This window comes from Streptomyces albus subsp. albus (genome assembly GCF_000719865.1).
GTDB classification, from domain to species: Bacteria; Actinomycetota; Actinomycetes; order Streptomycetales; family Streptomycetaceae; genus Streptomyces; species Streptomyces albus_E.
The window spans coordinates 1-20,688 of record NZ_JOID01000002.1; the positions used below are offsets into that span (position 1 = coordinate 1).

General features: G+C 70.5%; 17 protein-coding genes. 8 read left to right on the top strand and 9 right to left on the bottom strand.

All coding sequences use genetic code 11. The features are described from left to right. Positions 1-209 precede the first annotated feature (209 nt). Positions 210-638 (bottom strand): IS200/IS605 family transposase, encoded by a 429-nt coding sequence (gene tnpA / locus IF83_RS0102355; protein WP_078843091.1) that lies wholly within the window; start codon positions 636-638, stop codon positions 210-212. Positions 639-664: 26 nt separating this feature from the next. Between tnpA and IF83_RS0102360 the strand changes: the two genes are divergently transcribed. Then, positions 665-1,822 (top strand): RNA-guided endonuclease InsQ/TnpB family protein, encoded by a 1,158-nt coding sequence (locus IF83_RS0102360; protein ID WP_244176775.1) that lies wholly within the window; start codon positions 665-667, stop codon positions 1,820-1,822. A 485-nt stretch (positions 1,823-2,307) separates the two neighbouring features. Here the strand turns inward: IF83_RS0102360 and IF83_RS0102365 are convergent, their stop codons facing one another. Beyond that, positions 2,308-2,868, bottom strand: coding sequence for a hypothetical protein (locus IF83_RS0102365; RefSeq protein ID WP_030542315.1), 561 nt, complete (start codon positions 2,866-2,868; stop codon positions 2,308-2,310). Between the two features lie 2 nt (positions 2,869-2,870). Continuing rightward, the gene (locus tag IF83_RS0102370; protein WP_030542316.1) at positions 2,871-3,623 is read right to left on the bottom strand and encodes a hypothetical protein; all 753 of its coding nucleotides are present in this window, start codon (positions 3,621-3,623) and stop codon (positions 2,871-2,873) included. Positions 3,624-3,983: 360 nt separating this feature from the next. Between IF83_RS0102370 and IF83_RS0102375 the strand changes: the two genes are divergently transcribed. The 6 genes from IF83_RS0102375 (at position 3,984) to IF83_RS0102395 (ending at position 12,244) form a co-directional block, all read left to right on the top strand. After that, complete coding sequence (locus IF83_RS0102375; protein ID WP_030542317.1) at positions 3,984-5,090, top strand: LLM class flavin-dependent oxidoreductase; 1,107 nt, start codon at positions 3,984-3,986, stop codon at positions 5,088-5,090. A 179-nt stretch (positions 5,091-5,269) separates the two neighbouring features. Continuing rightward, positions 5,270-5,782, top strand: a complete 513-nt coding sequence (locus IF83_RS0102380; RefSeq protein WP_244176776.1) for a hypothetical protein — start codon at positions 5,270-5,272, stop codon at positions 5,780-5,782. Beyond that, on the top strand, positions 5,779-6,453 hold the full coding sequence (locus tag IF83_RS0102385) for a hypothetical protein (protein ID WP_051722411.1): 675 nt from the start codon (positions 5,779-5,781) through the stop codon (positions 6,451-6,453). The genes IF83_RS0102380 and IF83_RS0102385 overlap by 4 nt, the downstream gene beginning before the upstream one ends. Further along, positions 6,453-11,333 (top strand): putative T7SS-secreted protein, encoded by a 4,881-nt coding sequence (locus tag IF83_RS29750; RefSeq protein WP_051722379.1) that lies wholly within the window; start codon positions 6,453-6,455, stop codon positions 11,331-11,333. The genes IF83_RS0102385 and IF83_RS29750 overlap by 1 nt, the downstream gene beginning before the upstream one ends. Continuing rightward, entirely contained in the window at positions 11,326-11,820 is a 495-nt protein-coding gene (locus IF83_RS31535) for an Imm50 family immunity protein (protein WP_158710977.1), read from the top strand. The genes IF83_RS29750 and IF83_RS31535 overlap by 8 nt, the downstream gene beginning before the upstream one ends. Before the next feature lie 10 nt (positions 11,821-11,830). Next, positions 11,831-12,244 (top strand): Imm50 family immunity protein, encoded by a 414-nt coding sequence (locus IF83_RS0102395; RefSeq protein ID WP_158710978.1) that lies wholly within the window; start codon positions 11,831-11,833, stop codon positions 12,242-12,244. A 488-nt stretch (positions 12,245-12,732) separates the two neighbouring features. Here the strand turns inward: IF83_RS0102395 and darG are convergent, their stop codons facing one another. From darG to IF83_RS0102410, 3 genes are all read right to left on the bottom strand, one after another. Then, positions 12,733-13,794, bottom strand: coding sequence for a type II toxin-antitoxin system antitoxin DNA ADP-ribosyl glycohydrolase DarG (gene darG / locus IF83_RS31540; RefSeq protein ID WP_078843094.1), 1,062 nt, complete (start codon positions 13,792-13,794; stop codon positions 12,733-12,735). Continuing rightward, entirely contained in the window at positions 13,739-14,263 is a 525-nt protein-coding gene (gene darT / locus IF83_RS31000) for a type II toxin-antitoxin system toxin DNA ADP-ribosyl transferase DarT (RefSeq protein WP_158710979.1), read from the bottom strand. The genes darG and darT overlap by 56 nt, the downstream gene beginning before the upstream one ends. A gap of 344 nt (positions 14,264-14,607) precedes the next feature. Next, positions 14,608-15,135 carry a GNAT family N-acetyltransferase gene (locus IF83_RS0102410; RefSeq protein ID WP_030542323.1) on the bottom strand — a complete coding sequence of 176 codons (528 nt, stop codon included), beginning with the start codon at positions 15,133-15,135 and terminating at the stop codon, positions 14,608-14,610. Between the two features lie 183 nt (positions 15,136-15,318). Here IF83_RS0102410 and IF83_RS0102415 point away from each other — a divergent pair, with 183 nt between their 5' ends. After that, positions 15,319-16,776 (top strand): FG-GAP and VCBS repeat-containing protein, encoded by a 1,458-nt coding sequence (locus tag IF83_RS0102415; RefSeq protein ID WP_030542324.1) that lies wholly within the window; start codon positions 15,319-15,321, stop codon positions 16,774-16,776. Between the two features lie 202 nt (positions 16,777-16,978). Here the strand turns inward: IF83_RS0102415 and IF83_RS0102420 are convergent, their stop codons facing one another. The 3 genes from IF83_RS0102420 to IF83_RS0102430 all read right to left on the bottom strand — a co-directional run bounded on the left by IF83_RS0102420 (position 16,979) and on the right by IF83_RS0102430 (position 20,678). Further along, positions 16,979-17,719, bottom strand: a complete 741-nt coding sequence (locus IF83_RS0102420) for a DUF6629 family protein (RefSeq protein WP_030542325.1) — start codon at positions 17,717-17,719, stop codon at positions 16,979-16,981. A 287-nt stretch (positions 17,720-18,006) separates the two neighbouring features. Then, positions 18,007-18,672, bottom strand: coding sequence for a lytic polysaccharide monooxygenase auxiliary activity family 9 protein (locus IF83_RS0102425; RefSeq protein WP_030542326.1), 666 nt, complete (start codon positions 18,670-18,672; stop codon positions 18,007-18,009). Between the two features lie 338 nt (positions 18,673-19,010). Then, on the bottom strand, positions 19,011-20,678 hold the full coding sequence (locus IF83_RS0102430; RefSeq protein WP_394297297.1) for a putative bifunctional diguanylate cyclase/phosphodiesterase: 1,668 nt from the start codon (positions 20,676-20,678) through the stop codon (positions 19,011-19,013). Positions 20,679-20,688 lie beyond the last annotated feature (10 nt).

Sequence of the window (20,688 nt, forward strand, 5' to 3'; positions counted from 1 at the left end):
AGCCGTCAGCTCAGGCACCCCGTCATCCGACCGCGACTCCAGCGACATCCCACGCTCCCCATCCCGCCAACGACCATAGCCATCAGCAAGACGAACGACGCAACCCTGCTCGAATCACGAGTTTCCCAACGGAGTCGTTCACGCCCGGGAGGAAGCGCTTCTCAAGATAGGGGTGACCCGCACCGGCGCACGGGTCTGCACTGTTGACCTCAGCCGGGTCGCTTCTGGTTCTCGATGTACTCCTTGATGATCGCCAGCGGTGCGCCGCCGCAGGAGGCGGCGAAGTAGGACGGGGACCAGAAGTGGTCGCCCCACAGGTACTTGCGGATGTGGCCGGGGAACTCCTGGCGGAGCCTGCGGGCGGAGACGCCCTTGAGGGAGCCGACCAGCCGGGAGATGGCGACCTTGGGCGGGTAGTGCACGAGCAGGTGGATGTGATCGCGTTCGCCGTTGAACTCCACCAGTTCGGTTTCGAAGTCGGCGCACACGGCCCGCATGATCTCTTCGCAGCGCGTAAGGATCTCGTCAGTGAACGGGCCGCGCCGGTACTTGGGTGTGAAGACCAAGTGAGCATGAAGGGTGCAGACGACCGTGCGGCCCCTGCGAATGTTGGGGTTTGGCTCCCAGCGTGGTGACATAGATCAACTGTAGTACGATGCCCGGCATGAAGATCGTGACACAGGTGAAGCTGATGCCGGAGGCCGACCAGGCCGCCGCACTCGGCGCGACCCTGCGCACGGTCAACGACCTGGCGTGCTGGGTCTCCGAGGTGGCGTTCGCCCATGGTGTGCCGCGTGAGTACGAGCTGCGCAAGCACACCTACGCCCACCTCAAGGAACAGGGCCTGGGCGCGCAGGCGGCGCAGCACGTCATCAAGAAGGTCCGCGACGCGTACACGACGCTGCACGCCAACATCCGGGCCGGGAACTACGGCAAGCCGGGTTCGAAGCGGCGCCGGAAGGTGGAGTCCAAGCCGGTCGCGTTCCGGCCCGAGGCTGCGCAGCCGTACGACGACCGGTGTTTGAGCTGGCAGTACGACCAGCAGACGGTGTCGATCTGGACTACCGCAGGCCGTCTCAAGGGCGTGCGGTTCACCTGCTCCGCCGACGCGTTCAAGGTGCTCCAGCCGTACCGCAAGGGCGAATCCGACCTGATCGAACGTGACGGCGTCTTCTACCTGATCGCCACCTGCGAGGTACCCGAGGCCGAGACGTACGAGCCGGACGGCTTCATCGGCGTGGACCTCGGCATCGCCAACATCGCCACCACATCCACCGGCTACCAGGCCGCCGGACGGCAGCTCAACCGCTACCGCGAGCGTCAGCTTGCCCTGCGGGCCAAGCTCCAGAAGAAGCGCACCAAGTCCGCCAAGCGCCGACTGAAGGAGCGATCCCGCCGCGAGGCGCGGCACGTCAAGAACACCAACCACATCATCTCCAAGACGATCGTGACCGAGGCTGAACGCACCTCGGCCGGGATCTCCCTGGAAGAACTCAAGGGAATCCGGCAGAGGGTACGGCTCCGCAAGCCCCAACGGGTCGCACTCCACTCCTGGGCGTTCGCCCAGCTCGGAGACTTCATCGTCTACAAGGCCAAACGGGCCGGTGTGCCTCTGGTCTTCGTTGATCCCGCGTACACGTCGCAGACGTGCGCCGAGTGCGGCCACGTCGACAAGCGCAACCGTGTCGACCAGGGGGTCCGTGCCAGTACCGTGCGATCCCGATGTTCTTACGACCGGGGAGGGAGAGCAGGGGGGAGAGCGTGCACTCGTCGTCACGGGCGAAGTAGGCGCCCTCCTGTGGTGGCACCTTCTTCCCGGTGAAGCGGATCCATTCCGTACCCGGTCCGCAGTCGTTGCGCCAGTACATGCGCGGATGGCTGGAGATGATCTCGAAGCCGCTGCGGATCAGCAGCCCCATGAAGAGCAGATTGATGAAGTGGGTCGCGCGCAGCCACGCCGGAAAGCCGAGTTCTGGGTCCGCGGCCGCGGCGACGGCAGTATCGATCACGGGGGTCCTCCTGGTCGTTGAACCGCCTGATGCCCCCTTGTTTTACATAGAATTTATTTGTTTTAACGATGCCCTGCTGGGCCTAAACGTTCCCTGCCGTTGGTCCCGGGACATGCGTCGGTATTGCTTGGGGGATGTGGGACCTTCGGCCCTGGTGCTGCCGCGGCGGAGTACCTCTCAGATGCGAGGGAGGAGACCGCGGACAGGCCCTCGGGGGCATCGCTCCCGAGGGCCTGTCCGTGCGTGGCCGGGCGCGGCGCGGAGCCGTGGAGGAGGGCACCGCGCACTCACCGGACCGCTACGTCCCGGCGCCGGTCCCCGCTCCGGCTCCGGGCCGGCTTCCCGGCGTGGGAAGAACGGGACGTGCCGCGCCGTCCTTGGGGCACACCCAGGAGGCGGTTCCGTCGACCACTTCGGCCACCGGGGGATGGCCGTGCCCGCGGACCGGGCACGGGGGGGTCGGCGTGCCGCCGGCCACCTCCTGGACGGCCTCCTGCAGTTGCCCGGCGAGGAGCGCCGCCGCCTCGGCCTCGCCCAGTCCTTCGCCGAGGAGCACGTTGACGGCGGAGCCGTCGCGGAAGGCCAGGGTGACGGCCACCGCGGCGCCCGGGCCGGCGTTCTCCCCGGCGTCCGCTCCGGTGCCGTGGGCGCGCCCCTCGTCCGCCCGGCCCTCGTTCTCAGTTCGGCCCTCGTCCGGGCGCAGCCGGAGCCGGGAGGTGAAGGCCGCCGGGCCGGTCTCCGGAGCGCCGGGCTCGTCCGGTGCGCCGGCCGTCACCTCCAGGGTGTGGCCGGCCGGGTCCCCGAGCTGGCGCAGGATCTCCTCCGCCCAGCTCCGTACGACGGTGGTGCTCAGGCGCATCGCTACTTCTTCGCCTTGACGGCGGCGGCCCAGGTGAGGGTGCCCACGCCGGGCCGCCCTCCGATCCGCACCGGGAAGGTCATGTAGTCCTGGAACTGCACGACGTCATCATGCCGGACGGGCTTGAGCGTGCCGTGGAACAGATAGTTCTTGCCCACCACGTGCCCGGCGTTCCTCGGCATGGCCTTGCCGTTCTTCCACCACGAGACGCCCCGCTCCCGAACCGGGCCGGTGATGACGGACTGTACCCGCGCGGAGATCCTGAAGCCCCAGTTGATCGTGGAGTGGCGGCAGTTGAAGCGGGCGTGGAGCGTGCCGTTGGCGTCGCTCCAGCTCGGGTTCTTGTCGCAGCGCAGGATGGCCGGCCTGCGGCGCTTCTCTCCCGGCGCCGCGGCCGGGGTCCGGGCTCCGGCCGGCGCCGCGAGGGGTACGGCCGACGGCGCGCCCAGGACGGACCGCAGCTGTTTCCGTTCCGCCGGGGTCAGCTTGGGGGCGGAGCCGTCCCGTTCCGGGGCCAGCGTGATGCGGAGGCTCGACTTCCCGTTGTCCCTGAGGGCGGTCGAGGTGAAGCTCCGCGGCCGGTCCGGGCCGCGCTCCGCGGCTCCCGGGTGGCCGGCGGCCCCGGCCGCAGCCGGCTGTTCCACGCCCGCGGCCCCCGGCTTCGCGGGTGCCGCCTGTGCCGTCCCGATGGCGGGCGCGACGAGCGCCAGCGCCACCGCGCTGATCATCGTGGTGTTCTTCATCGTCGTGCGCATGTGAACTCCCCCGAGCCGCCGCGATTCGCCGAGGGCACCCTGCCCACGGGGCGGCGGCGCGCGGGGACCAATCTAGGAGAGCAGAGGGGGCTATTGATGCTGTTCCGCAGCAATTGGCGATATTCAACCCGCTCTGTCTGATTCGCCAATTTATGTGATGAGCGGCGTGACGGGCGGCGTGGGGAGGGCGCGGAGGAAGGTGAGCCGGGGGTCGGGAATAACCGGAGTAGCTCTCCGGTTGTCCGGCCGGCACGCGGAAACGCGCACGCCGGACGACGGCACGCCACACCGCGCACGCCGGAGGGCGGCGCGCGCGCCGCGTCCGCGCCCGGATCAAGACCCACCAGGGAGGCAGGCCGCATGGCCACCGAGCACGACACCATCCGCGGCACGGCGCGGGGAACCGCCCCGGTCCCGCTGTCCGTACTGGACCTCGCCACCGTCGGCAGCGGAACCACCGCCGGGGACGCGCTGCGCACCAGCGCCACACTCGCCCGCACCGCCGAGCGGCGCGGCTACCACCGCTTCTGGGTGGCCGAGCACCACTCCATGCCCGGTATCGCCAGCTCCTCCCCGGCCGTGATCCTCGCCCACCTGGCGGCGCACACCGAGCGCATCCGGCTGGGCTCCGGCGGCGTGATGCTCCCCAACCACGCCCCGCTGGTGATCGCCGAACAGTTCGGCACCCTGGAGGCCCTCGCCCCGGGCCGGATCGATCTCGGCCTCGGCCGCGCCCCGGGCACCGACGGCGCCACGGCCGCGGCCCTGCGCCGTACCGACCGCCTGCACGAGGGCGCGGACGACTTCCCGCAGCAACTCCTCGAACTGACCCGCTTCCTGGACGACGGCTTCCCGGACGGCCATCCGTACAGCCGCATCCACGCCGTCCCCGGCCCCGTCCAGGCCACCTCGCCCGGCGGTGTGCAGTCCACCGGCCGGCCGGAGATCTGGCTGCTCGGCTCCAGCGGCTTCAGCGCACAGCTGGCGGGCTCCCTCGGGCTGCCGTTCTCCTTCGCCCACCACTTCTCGGCGGCGAACACCCTTCCGGCGCTGGAGCTGTACCGGGAGTCCTTCCGCCCCTCGGCCGTCCTCGACGAGCCGTACGCCGCCATCGGCGTCGCGGTGCTCGCGGCGGAGGACGAGAAGGAGGCCCGCCGCCAGATCATGACCGGCGCCCTGTCGATGCTCCGCCTGCGCACCGGCCGGCCCGGCCTCGTCCCGACCCCGGAGGAGGCCGAGGACTACCCGTGGAGCGCGCGGGAGCGCGACTTCGCCGACAGCTGGATCGGCAACATCGTCCACGGCACGCCGGACGTGGTGCGCGAGGGCCTCGACGCGCTGGCGAAGCGCACCGGGGCCGACGAGATGATCCTCACCTCGAACGTGCACGGCACGGACGCCCGCCTCCGCTCCTACGAGCTGATCGCCGACGCCTACGGCATGCCGGGCGGCTCCGGCACGGAGTGAGCCCCGAGGCGGCCCGGGAAGCCCGCACCCCCGCGAACAGCCCGGCGGCCCGCGGACGTTGACGGCGCGCTGCCGTCGCCCCGCGGCCCCCGGGGCGGGGTGCCCCGCTGTCGGTCGCGCCCGGTACGGTACGGAGCGTGACGGGGAGCCACGGGGAGTGTGGGGTACGGGGGGCTGCGGTGGACCTGCCGGAGCGGATCGCCGCGGTGCGCGCGGGGAGCGGTGAACCGGCCGCGATGGTCGGTGAGTTCCGGCGTACGGCGGTGCTGCTGCCGCTGTCCGGCGGCCGCTTCATGACCGGCCATGAGGGCGGGGTCCGCTGGATCTACGCCTTCACCGGCGAGCGGCAGCTCGCGCGGTTCGCGCGGGCGCGCGGGGCGGCGCCGGGCGAGGCGTGGGAGTACGCGGCGGTGCTCGGGGCGCGGGTGCTCGACGTGCTCGTCCCGGAACTGCCCGGGCCCGCCGGGGTCGCCGTCGACGTGGCGGACGAGGACGGCTCGATGCTGCTGCCGCCGGTGCGCGGCGTCGTCCCGGACGAGGCTGCCGGGGACGCGGCGGCGGCAGCGGAGGGGGCAGCGGCAGCCACGGGGGCGGCAGCGGCGACGACGACGGGGGCACCGGGGGCCGCCGGCGCCCCCGCGGGCGCCGGCCCCGCCGTACCGCGGCAGCGGCCGAGCGGGTGGGCCCGGTGAGCGGGGAGGAGGATCTGCGGTTCGGCCGGGAGTCCGTGCACCTGATCACCAAGGGCCTGAACGCGGCGATCGGCGAGCTCAAGGAGATCGGCAGCGCGACCGACGCCGTCATGGGCAGCGGTATGCGGAACCTGGAGCTCACCGCGATGGAGGCGGGCGGCGCCGAACTGGCCGACGCCTTCGAGGGCTTCTGCGACCGCTGGGAGTGGGGCGTCCGGGCCCTCGTCCAGGACGCCAACGAGCTCGCGGCCCGCCTTGGCCTCGCCGCCGGCCTGCTCCACGAGGAGGACCGCTACTGGGGCGCCACCTTCAAGGTGACCGCCAACGCCGTGGTGGCGACCGGCAATCCGCACGCCACCGAGGAGGAGATCGCCGAGCAGAGCTACCGGGAGATCGTCACCCCGGACGCCCCCGACTACAGCGCGGAGTCCTTCCGGCAGGCCGGTGAGGACATGAAGCAGACCTGGCTCGACACCGGCCGCGGCGTGGTCACCGAGGGGCAGGGCGGCCAGGCGGCCTCCGGCCTCCGCGATCTGATCGGCATGGACGACGACGCCTACGCGCAGGGCGTCGACGAGGTCTTCGGCCCCTCCCCGGAGCAGCGCGCGGCCCAGCAGGAAGCCGGGCCGGACCGGGAGCCGGCCCAGGACCCGCCCGGGAGTGAGCCCTGATGGCGGGCGTCGGGGATTTCATCCCGGACCCGGTCGAGGAGTGGGCCGAGGACCGCGCCGAGGAGGCCGGCGACTTCGTCGAGGGCCTGGGCGACGGGACGGCGGACGCACTGGAGAGCGTCGGCTGGCAGGACGGCGCCAACTGGGTCCGCGAGAAGTCCGGTTCGGCGGCCAACGCCATGGGCGCCGATGTGGCCGAGCTGGACCTCGGGCAGAGCGAGGACCCGAAGAAGCTGATCCACGGCAGCCCGGGCAAGCTGCGCTCCACGGCCGGCCATCTCGCCGATTTCCGCCGGGCGTTCGAGAACGTCGGCAACGGCCTCAAGAAGGTGGACGCCGGCGCGCTCAAGGGGGAGGCGGCCCGCGCCTTCGAGGAGAAGGTGGCCGGGGAGCCGAAGCGGTGGTTCGCGGCGGCCGACGCCTGCGAGAAGGCCGCCAGGGCGCTGAACGACTTCGCCGACACCGTGGAGTGGGCCCAGGGCCGGGCCCGGACGGCGATCGACCTGTACCAGCGGGGCAAGCGGGCCGCCGCGCAGGCACGGGCCGATCACTTCGAGCAGCTCGCGGCGTACGGCGCGGCCCTCGAGACGTACAACGCCCTACCGGCGGAGAAGCGGGACGCGGCGGACCGCCCCCGCAAGCCGGGCGACCCGGGCGACGTGGGCAAGGCGGAGTTGACGGCCGCCCGGGATCTGCTGGAGGAGGCGCGCCGGCAACGGGACGCGGCGCTGCGCACGGCCGCCGCCTCGGTGGGGGCGGCCCGCGACAAGGCCCCGGCGGCACCGTCCTACGCCGAGCAGGTCCAGGACGGCCTGCTCGGGATGCATCTGGAGGGCTCCCACCGGGTGGGCGGCCTCCTGCGCGGCAGCGCGGGCGTCCTCAACTACATCCACGCCGTCAACCCGCTGCACCCGTACAACCTCACCCACCCCGCCGAGTACGTCACCAACCTCAACGCCACCACGGCCGGCCTGGTCCAGACGGTCAACGACCCCGGCGCGACGGCCAAAACCCTGTACGACCAGTACCAGAAGGACCCGGCGGAGGGGCAGGGCCGCCTCCTCCCGGAACTCCTCGGCACGCGCGGCGCGGGCGCGGCGAAGAAGATCGCCGGCGCGGGCCGCCACACCGCCGGAGGCAAGAGCGCGGCCCGCGGGGACCTGGGCAAGGACGGCCCCGAGACCCACAAAACGAAAGACTGCGACCGGACGTGCAAGGGCACGGACCCCGTCGACCTGGCCACCGGCCGGATGTACCTTCCGCAGACGGACGTGGTCGTCCCCGGCGCGCTGCCGCTGGTCTTCACCCGCCGCGTGGAGTCCGGTTACCGCAGCGGCCGCTGGTTCGGCCCGTCCTGGTCGTCCACCGCCGACCAGCGGCTGGAGATCGACGCGGAGGGCGTCGTCCTCGTCACCGAGGACGGCCTGCTGCTCGCCTATCCGCACCCGGCGCCCGGACAGCCGACGCTCCCCGCGATGGGCCCGCGCCAGCCCCTCGACCGCACCCCCGGCGGCGACTACGTCCTCACCGACCCGGAGACCGGCCACGTCCGCCACTTCACCGGCCCGGAGGGCGCGGAGCCCGGCGGCGACGGCGAAGCCCGGCTGGCGGAGATCACCGACCGCAACGGCCACCGCCTCACCTTCGAGTACGCCACGGACGGCACGCCCCTCGGCATCGTCCACGACGCGGGCCACCACGTGCGGTTCACCACCGAGGACGGCCGGATCACGGCCCTGCACCTGGCCGCGGCCGCCGACGACGGCTCGGACCTGGAGCTGGTCCGCTACGGCTATACGGACGGCGACCTCACCGAGGTCACCGGCTCCTCCGGCCTGCCGCTCCGCTTCACGTACGACGACGAACGCCGCGTCATCGCCTGGACCGACACCAACGACCGCCGCTACGACTACGTCTACGACAACCAGGACCGCTGCATCGCCGAAGGCGGCACGGAGGGCCATCTCGCCCTGCGCATCGACTACGGCACCGCGGACCCGCGGACGGGCCACCGCACCACGACGGTCACGACCGCCCAGGGGCACACCAGCCGCTATCTGATCGACCGCCGGTCCAACGTCATCGCGGAGACCGACCCCACCGGCGCCGTCACCCGCACCGCGTACGACGCCCACGACCGGGTGATCTCCCGCACCGATCCGCTCGGCCACACCACGGCCTTCCGCTACGACGAGGCCGGCCGCCTCACCGCCGCCGTCCACCCCGACGGCAGCGAATCGACCGCCTCCTACAACGACTTGGGCCTGCCGACCGCCGTCACCCACCCCGGCGGCGCGGTCTGGCAGCAGAGCTACGACGAGGCGGGCAACCGCCTGACCCTCACCGACCCGTCCGGCGCCACGACCCGCTACACGTACGACGACCGCGGCCACCCGGCGTCGGTGACCGACGCCCTCGGCCACACCACCACCGTCCGCTGCGACCAGGCCGGCCGCCTGCTGTCCGTCACCGACCCGCTCGGTGGCGAGACGGCGTACGAGCGCGACGCCCTCGGCCGGATCGTCACCGTCACCGACCCGGCGGGCGGCCGGACCCGCCTGGCCTGGTCGGTGGAGGGCAAACTGCTGCGCCGCACGGGCCCGGACGGCGCGGAGGAGTCCTGGACGTACGACGGCGAGGGCAACTGCACGACGTACACGGACGCCGTCGGCGCCGTAACGCGCTACGAGTACACCCACTTCGACCTGCTGGCGGCCCAGACCGGCCCGGACGGCGTCCGGTACGAGTTCGAACACGGCCCGGACCTGCTCCTCCGCACGGTCACCAACCCCCAGGGCCTGACCTGGACTTACTCCTACGACGCCGCGGGCCGCCTGGTCTCCGAGACGGACTTCGACGGCCGCACCCTCACCTACGCCTACGACGCGGCGGGCCGCCTGGCCTCCCGCACCAATGCCCTCGGCGAGACCATCCGCTTCGCGCACGACGCGCTGGGCCGCATCACGTCCAAGGACGCGGCGGGCACGATCACGCACTACACGTACGACCGGGCCGGCCGCCTGACGGAAGCGTCGAACCCGGACGCGACGGTGCTCCTGCACCGCGACCGCCTCGGCCGCATCAAGTCGGAGACCGTCAACGGCCGTACGACGTCGTACCGTTACGACGCCCTGGGCCGCCGCATCAGCCGTGTGACCCCCATGGGCGCGCAGGCCACCCGGACCTACGACGCGGCGGGCCGCACCGCGTCCCTGTCCACCTCGGGCCACGCCTTCACGTACGCCCACGACCCGGCGGGCCGCGAACTCTCCCGCCACTTCGGCGAGCGGGTCACCCTCACCCAGACCTGGGACCCGGCGGGCCGCCTCACCACCCAGTCCCTCCTGGCCCAGCCGACGAGGCTCCGGGACCCCGGGACTGCGGGGCCGGACGCGGCGGCCTGGGAGCCGGGGGCGGCGGGTGCGGCCGGACCGGGCGTGATGCCGGGCGCAGGTGCGGGAAGCGCACCCGCACCGGGCACCGGGGCCGCGGCTGCGGCCGCACCGGGCGCGGGGACGGCCGGCAACGGGACGACCGGCTCCGGGCCGGCGGGGTCGTCCGGAACGACCGACGCCGCCGAGATCCGCCAGCACCGGGCGTACGCCTACCGCCCGGACGGCCACCTCACCGCCGTACACGACCAACTAGGCGGCGGCGAATGCCGCTTCGACCTCGATGCCGCAGGCCGGGTGACGGCGGTCCACGCCGCGAACTGGGCCGAGCGCTACGCCTACGACGCGGCGGGCAACCAGACCGAGGCAGCCTGGCCCTCCGCCCACGCCTCGCCCGAGGCGACGGGCCCCCGCACCTACACCGGCACCCGGATCACCCACGCCGGCGCCATCCGCTACGAACACGACGCGCAGGGCCGCATCACCCTCCGCCAGAAGAAGCGCCCCTCGCGCAAGCCGGACACCTGGCGCTACGAGTGGGACGCGGAGGACCGCCTGACGGCGGTGGTGACCCCGGACGGCACGCGCTGGCGCTACCTGTACGACCCCCTGGGTCGCCGCACGGCCAAACAACGCCTGACCGCCGACGGCTCAATCGCCGAGGAAGTGACGTTCACTTGGGACGGCACGACCCTCGCGGAACAGACGACAACATCCCTGGACCTGCCGAACCCGGTCACGCTCACCTGGGACCACGACGGCCTGCGCCCGATCGCGCAGACCGAACGCATCACGGCGGCCGGCGCCCCGCAACACGTCATCGACGCCCGCTTCTTCGCCATCGTCACCGACCTGGTCGGCACCCCCACCGAACTGGTCGACGAGTCCGGCACCATCACCTGGCACACCCGCACCACCCTCTGGGGCACCACCACCTGGGCCGCCGACAGCACGGCCTACACCCCCCTCCGCTTCCCGGGCCAGTACTTCGACCCCGAAACGGGCCTCCACTACAACTACTTCCGCTACTACGACCCGGAAACGGCCCGCTACACCAGCCCGGACCCGTTGGGACTGGCACCGTCTCAGAACCCCTCAACTTATGTCCGCAATCCACACAAGTGGGCCGATCCGCTCGGTCTTGCTCCGTGCCCGCGGAGTTTCGCTGATGCCAAGGCGCAAGCGCTACGGGACGCAGGTATACCTGAAGGCGCCGAGCCGCTCGACGTGAATGACTACGTGTCGGCCACCGGGCCTGAGTGGCAGGGTTCGAAGCAGCTCATGGATGATAACCATCAGCCGATCTATTATCGGGAAGAATACTACGAGACGCCATCCGGAGAGCTCATCACTTTCCAAGATCACTGGTTCGGCCATCAGAGGCCCGGAGAGCCCGGGTATCAGCCTCCACATGTCCACGTTCGACCATTCGATGATCCGAGGAACGGGCAACTCCCCGGGTGTGAGGAGCATTACTACTATGACTGAATCCTGGAGAGGTCTGCTGCGTAATGGCGACTTGCTCGCTCCCTATTATGTGCAAATTCCCGATATTGATCGCGTTGTAATTCACTCCACATACCTGGATCGCAGAGGCCCAACACTGGTGTTGCGATTGGACCTTCCCAGGTTTGCGGACAGGCCCTTGCCGGAGTGGATTGAGGCCGGATGTGATCGGATCCAATGCCACGTAAAGTTCCTCGCGTTGAGTGACGTCCGTATTCAGCGCGTCCGGTTTCCGGCCGAAGCAAGGATCAACATTGATCGGCGGGAGGATGGCAGGATCGGCGTCCGTGTAGCTTCGGATATTGGTGATATGGAATTCATTAGCAGTGATTCTCTTACGGTCGGGCACATCGGCGCGTTCCGATCACGTGATGGTTCGGAAGGCCGGCATTTTTTCGCGAGCAAGTTGGACAGGCGGCGGTTCGGGGACTTTCTTCCTGCTGCACATGAGAAGGGCTTCTATGGGTAAGAGCGGGTGGATGAGCAGAGTCGGCGGCGATCCAGAAGACCTTTTGGATCTGTTCGATGAGTTTCCGGAGTTGACCGGTCAAGCTCTTTTTTCAGTGCATATTGATGAGCGGGACTGTCGGATCGATCTGGGCTTCGAGAACGCTGGCTTGCCGTCCCGCCCTCGCCGGGCATGGGTGGAGCAGGGCCTCAATGCGTTTGAAATGCACCTGACCTTCTTTGGTATCCGAGACCTGGTTCTCGAAGGTTGGACAGGGACTCCGAAGCACACAGTTCACTTCGGGTGGATGGAGGAAGGCCGCACTCCCGCGCGGGATTCCGAGGTGCGGATGGAAATCAGAGGTACTGGGGAGTTGATCTGCTTCACGGCGCAGTCCGTCAAGCTGACAGACGTGAGGGCTTACCGGGCCTCGCAGGCCATATGATATGGAATTGAGGCTTTATGTCTGCCTACCACCGGGGCGGGGAGGTCCGACTCGTCCGGACGCCGGAGCCACACCCGGCTTTACGTGGATCACTTCGCTGAGAAACTGTGTTGTTGACGCTCGGGGTAGTTGAATCGCGAGTAGGGGGATGGGTGGCGTGCTTGGCGTTCGCCAAGAACTCGAGGCCGTGGTCACGGCGATTCTGCCACTACACCGTGCAGGGCGGTGCCAGGATCTCCTGGTCGAAAACCTACCTACAGGGGCTTCGCCCGTTTGGCAGCCCAACGTCCATTCAGTCAAACAGGTTGGAAAGAGTTCACGGTCACGCGCTTGCAGCCCGGCAAAGCAGCCTTGATCGCGTTCCGGCCGCCCTCGCGCAAGCGGTTCTGAGGCCGCTCAGAGCGGGCTATCGCACCGCGGTCGACGAGCTCGCACCGATGGCGGCGTCACCAGCAGTGGCGTTGCGTCGGCCCAGTGACCGGTCACACTTACACAAAGCCTGTTTCGGACAGGCGTTGCCACGCTGTTTGTACGTGGGCCTCTGTGAAGAGGCGCTCCTTCCGGTGGTTCCACGTCTTGATGCACGCCGTTACCGATTCGGGGTTTGGCGGAGGCGTCACGATTTCTTCGGCAGCGAAAAGAACGGTACTCAACAGTTCCATGCCGAACGCGTCTTCAAAGCCTGCTGTCAGGGATTCGAACCTGGCAGCGGTTTCTTCGAACTCCGGATACTGCTTCAGGAACTGTTCAGCTTCGTTGACCGAATCTTTATTGAGTTCCAGAACTGCCTGGGCTCCGCTAGTGCCGTCCCCAAATCCAGTGAGGAAGTGGCCCTCCATCGCAGACACCGCCCTGTCAAGGGGCTGTGAATATGGGCCGTAGATACCCTTCTCGAAATGAAGCCCCAATGTTAGATGCAGCTTCTGCAGAAGGTACGCAACTTTGTGGGCTTCGAGAAGTGAAACGCGTTGTTCAAAAGCGAGACCGCGTGAAATCCCACTTTTGATATACCGATTGAGTGCGGCGAGAAAAGCTGCGCGTTCACGCGTCATCTCGGGCGCCCGGGTGGCATTCGGCATCGATGATGCGCTGGGCGCTCCAGACGGTTCGTAAACACGAACTTCGACGCCGGGAATCGTGCCCAGGGTTCGGCGGATCATTGGCTCGACTTCACGCCAGGAAAGACCGCCGTTTCCACACCCGAGGGGCGGTACGGCGATGGACTTGATCCCGCGCTCAACGATTTCGTCACGCAGCGCTACGAGCCCTGAGGCGATGTCTTCGATCCGTGACGGCGCGCGCCAGTGGCGCTTCGTTGGGAAGTTGATGACGAACCGTGGGCCGCCCACTTGCCCGACCTCGTGCACGTGCATCCGACCGACCATGACATCGCCGCGATCACAGGACGCCTTGTAGTCATTGAAGTTCTCCGGATATGCCCGCTTGAACTGCAAGGCGATGCCTTTGCCCATGACGCCCACGGTATTGACCGTGTTAACAAGGGCATCGACATCTGCCAGGAGCAGGTTGCCGGTGCCACGCGTGATCATTGCTGCCCTTCCTTGGGTTCGCCCAGTACGGTGCAGCCATGATCTCCCAGTCGACGACACTTGGCATCATGCTGAGGTCGGTGAAATGTCTGGTGATCTCGCTTGCGCAGTTGCCGTCGCTGAACACGAAGGGTCTGTGGGACTCCATGACGCCGTCGACGGACGTGACCAGGTAGACAAGCGGGGACTGCCCGTCCTGGTAGGTGACGACGCCGCCCCGGCTGATGACGTAGAGCATGGGAGAGCGCGGAGCGAAGTAGAACGGGACGTAGTCGGCTGGACAGCCGTAGGGCGGAACAGTGATCTGCCGCGACCGCCGTTCGGCTTTGACCGCCCTGTCTCCGCACTCTCTCAGCACGCCCCCGCGGCTCTGCATGACGGTGTCCGAGACCAACTGCTTCTCGACGAGGATGTCACGCAGGTTGCGCACGTGCGTGAAGTGGAACAGTCGTCGTTCCCCAACGTTCATCACAAGAGCTGAGTACACCACACCTGCGCCCGGTGCAGGCTGGCTGTTGGGCCGTCAACCACTGGTGTTGCCAGCTTTTTTGCTGCTGCGGTCTCCAACGGGAACAGTGGTGGACGTTGCCGTATCTCAAGACGCAGTTCTGCAAACTTGGGGCAGAAGCGTGACTGGCGAGATGCTGCTGAGCGCTGGAGCGCATGGAGTCCTGCGCCTTTTGGCTGGCTGAGTCGGGGGAACGTATCCACCGGTTCATACGCGAGGCCAAGGCGGGGGAGTGGGACGATCTGGTCTGATCCGGGGCGGTGAGGCCGGTCCCCGCTGCGGCACGCTGCCACGTGCTCGCTTGATCACTGCTGCGGATCGGCCGGGGCGCGCGGATCTCGCAGGTCGCGCAGGTCCCGGACGAAGCGCAGGCCCGGGCGGCCGTCCAGTTCCGTTTCGCCGGTGGCGGTGAAACCCGTGCGGGCCAGTACGGCCCGGGAGCCCGCGTTGTCCAGGGTGGTGGCGGCGTGCAGCCTCGTCAGGCCGTACTCCGTGGCGGCGCGGGCGCAGATCTCGCGGACTGCGGCCGTGGCGAGGCCGCGCCCGGTGGCCCTTTCGGCGATGCGGTAGCCGAGCTCCGCCGAGCCGTCAGCCGCCGCGTCGACCAGGTTGACGCGGCCCAGCACCTCACCGTCCTCGTCCACCAGCACGTGGAAGAAGCAGACGCCCGCGGCCTGCTCCTCCAGCAGCGCGCGGAGCCGGGCGTCGAAGTGCGCGAAGTAGTCGTCGCCGCGGTCGGGGATGGAGGCGGCGAAGAAGGCCCGATTCTCCCGCTCGAACTCCAGCAGCGCGCGGGCGTGTTCGGGACGGAGGAGCTGGAGCTGCTGCGGCATGCCGTCAGGCTAGCGGTGTGGTGCGCGACGGGTCCGGCCGCTCCATGTGCGAGGCCGGGGCTTGCCGGCCTGGCGGGTTGGCCGGCGCCACGTCGTCAGCATCCGGAACCTCTCCTTTCCTACAACCCTTCAGGTTCACCAGAGGTCACCTTTGTGCCCACAGGTATCTCCTGGAAGGAACCCATGCCCCAGTCCCACCACAAGCGCTCCCGGCGTCCCGTCGTCCTGGGCGCCACCGCCGTCGCGGCAGCCCTGGCCGGCGGCCTGCTCATCGCCCTGCCCGGCGCCGCAAGCGCCGCGCCCTCCGGTCTCGCCGACGACTTCAACGGCGACGGCTACCGCGACCTGGCGACCGCCGCGCCGGGGGCCGTCGCGAACGACAAGGAGAAGGCCGGCGCCGTCGTCGTCAACTACGGCTCGTCGAGCGGGATCAGCGCCTCCCGCAAGAAGATCACGTCGCAGAGTTCCTCCGGTGTGCCGGGCGCCTCCGAGGCGGACGACCGGTTCGGCACCGAGCTGGCGCACGGCGACCTCAACAACGACGGCTACGGCGATCTCGTCGTGGGCATCCCCCTGGAGGACGTCCCCGGGGACATCGACCGTGGCACGGTGACGATCCTGTGGGGCAGCTCGTCCGGTCTGTCCGGCGGCACGACGATCAGCGATCCGAACCCGTCGGGCCACGACCGGTTCGGCCAGTCCCTCGCGGTCGGCGACTTCACCGGCGACGGCAGGACGGACCTGGCGGTCGGCTCCACCGGCAAGGACGTGTGGATCTTCAAGGGCGGCTTCACCACGTCGGGCGGCGCAGCGGGGACGCTGCGCTTCGACGCGCAGATCGAGTCCGGCGCGTATCCCAAGGGCGCCGTCCAGTTGGCCGCCGGGGACTTCGACGACGACGGGGCGGACGACGTGGTGGTGGCCTCCTCCGCGGGCAACTTCGTCTACCGTGGCGCCCCGGCCGGGCCCACGCTCCAGACCGAGGTGGGCAAGGGTTACGCGAGCGCGCTCACCGTGGCCGACTTCGACCTCGACGGGCACGACGACCTGGTCGTCGGCATTGACTCCGTCGACGTCCTGGACACGACGGCGGACGGTGGTTACGTCACCGTGTTCCCGGGCGGCGCGGCGGGCGTCGACGCCTCCCGCGGCACCGTCTTCAGCCAGGCCACCGAGGGTGTGCCGGGGGCGGACGAGTCCAACGACTCGTTCGGTGGCGCGCTCGCCGCGGGCGACGCCGACGGCGACGACTTCCCGGACCTGGCGGTCGGTGCCTACTTCGAGACCATCGGCTCCGCCTCCCACACCGGTAACGTCTGGGTGCTGCGCGGCGGCCCCTCCGGCCTGACCGCGACCGGAGCCCAGTCCTTCAACCAGGGGACCTCGGGGGTACCGGGCGCCAATGAGTCGTCCGACTGCTTCGGCGGCGTCGTCCACCTCGCCGACCTCACCGGGGACGACCGTGCCGACCTGTCCGTCGGCGCGGCCGGCGAGAACAGCGACGACGGAGCCGTGTGGATGCTGCGCGGCGCCTCGGGCGGCATCACGGCCTCCGGCGCGGTGAGCTTCAGCGGGCCGACCGTGGGCATCGCCCGCTCCGGGGACGACCCCATGTTCGGGAAGACCATGTCGGGCTCCTGAACACCCGGAAACACAGCCGGAGGGGGCGGCACCGGAGGATCCCGGTGCCGTCCCCTCCGTTGTGCCGGCTGATGACCTGGTGCGCCATGGCCGGCGACGTCGCCTGTCGCGCACCCGGTGATCGTGGTCCACAAGCGGCCGCGCCCGCTGCCGCACGGCGGAACCGTCGTCCGCGCCGGCCGCCCCCATCCGGCGCTGCCGGTCAGGAGGACAGCGGTGCGCCGGCGCCGCTTCCCGCCCGCCGCAACACCCAGACCAGCAGCAGCACGGACGCCACCGCCGCGAACGCGCACCAGGTGGAGACGAACTCCGTCCGCCACAGCGCCGCGCAGATCACCGCACCGGCCGAGAGGACGGCACCGAGCCGCCGCAGCGCGGGATCGGCGGACAGCAGCAGGGCGCCCAGCGTGGCCAGCAGATATCCGGCGAAGACCAGCGGTAGCAGCGGCACGTCGACGGCGTAGCCGATGGTGCGGCCGCGCACCTCGGCCGTGACGGCCCCCGTGGCCAGGGAGTACGCGAGGACGGCCGCGGTGACGCAGCCGGCGGCGACCGGTACGGCGGCGCCCGGCGCGGCGGCGATCCGTGCGGCGGCGGTCCGTACGGCGGTGTCCGGGGCAGCGCCGGTCCGTACGGCCGCCCGCCCGTGCCCGTGCGGGCGCCCGTGGACGGAGCCAGGGCCGGGCGGCCCGGCGAGCAGCACGCCGAGCGGGACCCACAGCGGCAGCAGCGGCAGCGCGATCACCGCCCAGGCGAGGACGACGGGGCCGGAGCCCCCGCCGTGGCGCCAGAGAAAGGACTCGACGATCTGGTGGGCACCGAGGAGCAGCGGCAGGGCGGCGAGGGGCAGATCGCCGCGGCGGCGTACCCCGGCCAGCGCGGCCGCGCCGACCGCGCAGATGCCCGCGCCCGCCACGAGATCGGCCGTCGCACTCCAGCACATGGCACCACCCGGGGAACGAAAGCCCGGGAACCGGAGGCCGGGACACCGCCGTCCCACGCTAAGTGATCACGGTGGACCCGGCCACCGGGACCCCTGCCACCGGAACCACCGGCCCCGGGCAGCGGAGAGCCCCGCCGGGCGCGGGAGGTGCCAGGCGGGGCTCCGCTCTGTGGGTGCGGCGGGCACGGCGCGGTGAACGCGCCGTGCCTCGCCGCGGGGGGTGGCCCCGCGCAGGACGGTGACGTGGGGTGTGCGTCACCGGCCCCCGCGGGCTCCGTGACGCGGGATCAGAAGGTCACGTCACTGCACAGGTAGTACGACTGGTCCATGTGCGAGGCCTGCCAGATCGTGAACACGACGTGGTTGCCGGTGCGGCCGGGGGCGCTCACGTCGAACGAGATGTTCTGCGCGGGGGCGAAGCGGCCGGTCGTCTTCACCAGCTCCAGGCTGCCCCAGGTCAGCTTCTGCGTGGCCGGGTCGAAGCCCTGCTTGGTGACGTAGACCTGGAAGAAGTCCGCGCCGTGGCTGGCCTGGTCGTACAGCTTCATCGTGAAGTTGTTGCTGATCTTGGTGGTCTTCCACGGGCCCACGGCGTCCATGGCGCGGTAGCGGCCGCTCTCGGTGTTGCCGCCGCTGCAGAGCTGGCCGTCGGGGATCGCGGAGCGGAAGTTGCCGCCGACGCCGTTGCGGTACAGACCGTTCCAGTTCCACATGGCGTTCGGGTTGTCCTGCCACGCCTGCCAGCACATCGGGTCTTCCTGCTGCATGGCGGGGTTCATGTGGTCGCCGCCCCAGCGCTGGTGACAGCTGTAGGCGCGGGCACCCGGGTCGACGATCGAGCCGTGCGCCGCCGCCGTGTCGGCCCAGGGGACCAGGCAGAGCAGCGAGGCGAAGAGCAGCGCGAAGGCGCGCAGCGCCCATCTCGGGGATTCAAGGACTCCGTGGACACGCATGGTGGGGGTCTCCGGTTTCGGCTGGGGGGACGTCCGGGTGCTCCTGGGGTGGAACCGATGTGGGAGCGCTCCCATGGTTATGGACAGCGTTACCCGGAGGCGCAGGGCCGAAAACTTCGATTCTCAACTGGTTTGATTGCAGAGCTACTTCGGCCGCATTCCGGGCCGGGGCCACCGATGGCCGGTGAGCAGTGCCTGAGGGGCCGTCAGCCCCGCATCCGTCAGCCCAGCAGTCGTCAGCCACGCCCCGGAACCCGCACTCGCGTGCCGCGTCCGTGCGGCCACCGGCCCGGCCGCGAACCGAACCGCCGGCCTCCCGCCCCGGCGCGCCCCCCGTCTCAGCCGTCCAGCAGGGACGACACCCGCTCCGGGTGCAGCGGCCGGGCGTAATACCAGCCCTGGCCGGTGTCGCAGCCGAGACGGCGCAGGCGGTCGGCCTGGTCCGCGTTCTCGACGCACTCGGCGGTCACGGTCAGCCCCAGCCGGTGGGCCAGGCCGACGAGCGCCTCGACGATGGTCTCGTCCGCCGGGTTGGCGTGGGCCTTGTCGCGGAAACCCCGGACGAACGCCCCGTCCAGCTTCAGGACGGAGGCGGGGAGCCGGCTCAGATAGGCCAGGTTGGAGTAGCCGGTGCCGAAGTCGTCGATGGCGATGGTGACGCCCATGTCGCTCAGCGCCCGCAGCGCCTGGAGGGGGCGGCCGGCGGAGCCCATGACGGCCGACTCGGTCAGCTCCAGCTGGAGCAGGTGCGGCGGCAGGCCCGTCTCGGCGAGGATCGCCGCCACGTCGGCGACGAGGTCGGAGTCCCACACCTGCCGGACGGCCACGTTCACGCTGACGAAGATCGGCCGCTCCGGCCGCTGCAACTGCCAGAGCCGGGCCTGGCGGCAGGCGTTGCGGAGCACCCAGCGCCCGAGCTGGACGATGGCGCCCTCCTCCTCCGCCAGCCCGATGAACCGATTCGGCCCCAGGGTGCCGAACTCCGGGTGCCGCCACCGCACCAGCGCCTCGACACCCTGCACGGCACCGCCGTCCAGGCTCACCAGCGGCTGGTACTCGAGGGTGAACTCGCCCCGTTCGATGGCCGGCCGCAGCGTGCTGGCCAGCGCCTGCCGGTTGACGCGGTGGGCGTTGCGCTCCGGGTCGAAGAGGGTCCAGCGGGCCTTGCCGTCGGCCTTGGCCCAGTAGAGCGTGGTGTCGGCGGCCTGCATGAGGGCGGTCGCGGTGGTCCCGGCGGCGGCGCGCTCCACGACACCGATGCTCGCCGACAGCGACAGCCGCTGTCCGGCCAGGTCGAAGGGCTGCAGCAGCGCGTGGAGGACGGCGTCGGCCAGCTCGGAGAGCTGTTCGGTGCCGGTGGACTCCTCGACCAGGACGGCGAACTCGTCCCCGCCGAGCCGGGCCACGAGATGGGCGCCGCGTCTGCCGTAGCCGGCGCGGTCGGCGCAGTGCGCCAGGCGCTGGCCGACGGCGTGCAGCAGCCGGTCGCCGATGCGGTGCCCGAGGGTGTCGTTGACGGCTTTGAAGCCGTCCAGGTCCAGGTAGCAGATGCCGATGCGGCCGCTGCCGCCGCGGTCCTGCCCGGCCGCGTCGAGCGCCGCGGCGAGCCGTTCGAAGAACAGGGCGCGGTTGGGCAGCCGCGTCACGGGGTCGTGCATCCGCAGATGGTGCAGCCGGGCCTGGAGGTCGCGCCGGTCGCTGATGTCCGCGACCGACAGCAGCGCGCGGGAGGGCGCGGCGCCGGGGCCGTCCTCCGGGAGCGGTGCGACGGTGACCTCGGCCCACAGGGGCCCGCCCTCGGGGTTCTTCAGCCGGCGGGTGCAGCGCATCCGTTCGCGGTGGCCGCGCAGCACCTCGCGGTACGCGGCCCGGGTGCGGGCGTCGTGGAAGAGGTCGAGGAGTTCCGCGGCGGGTTCGGCGGCGAGCCGGGCGGGGTCGGCTCCGAGCAGGGCGCCCAGGGCGTGGTTGGCGGTGACGACCCTGCCGTCGCCGTCGAGGACGGCCATGGCGAGCCGG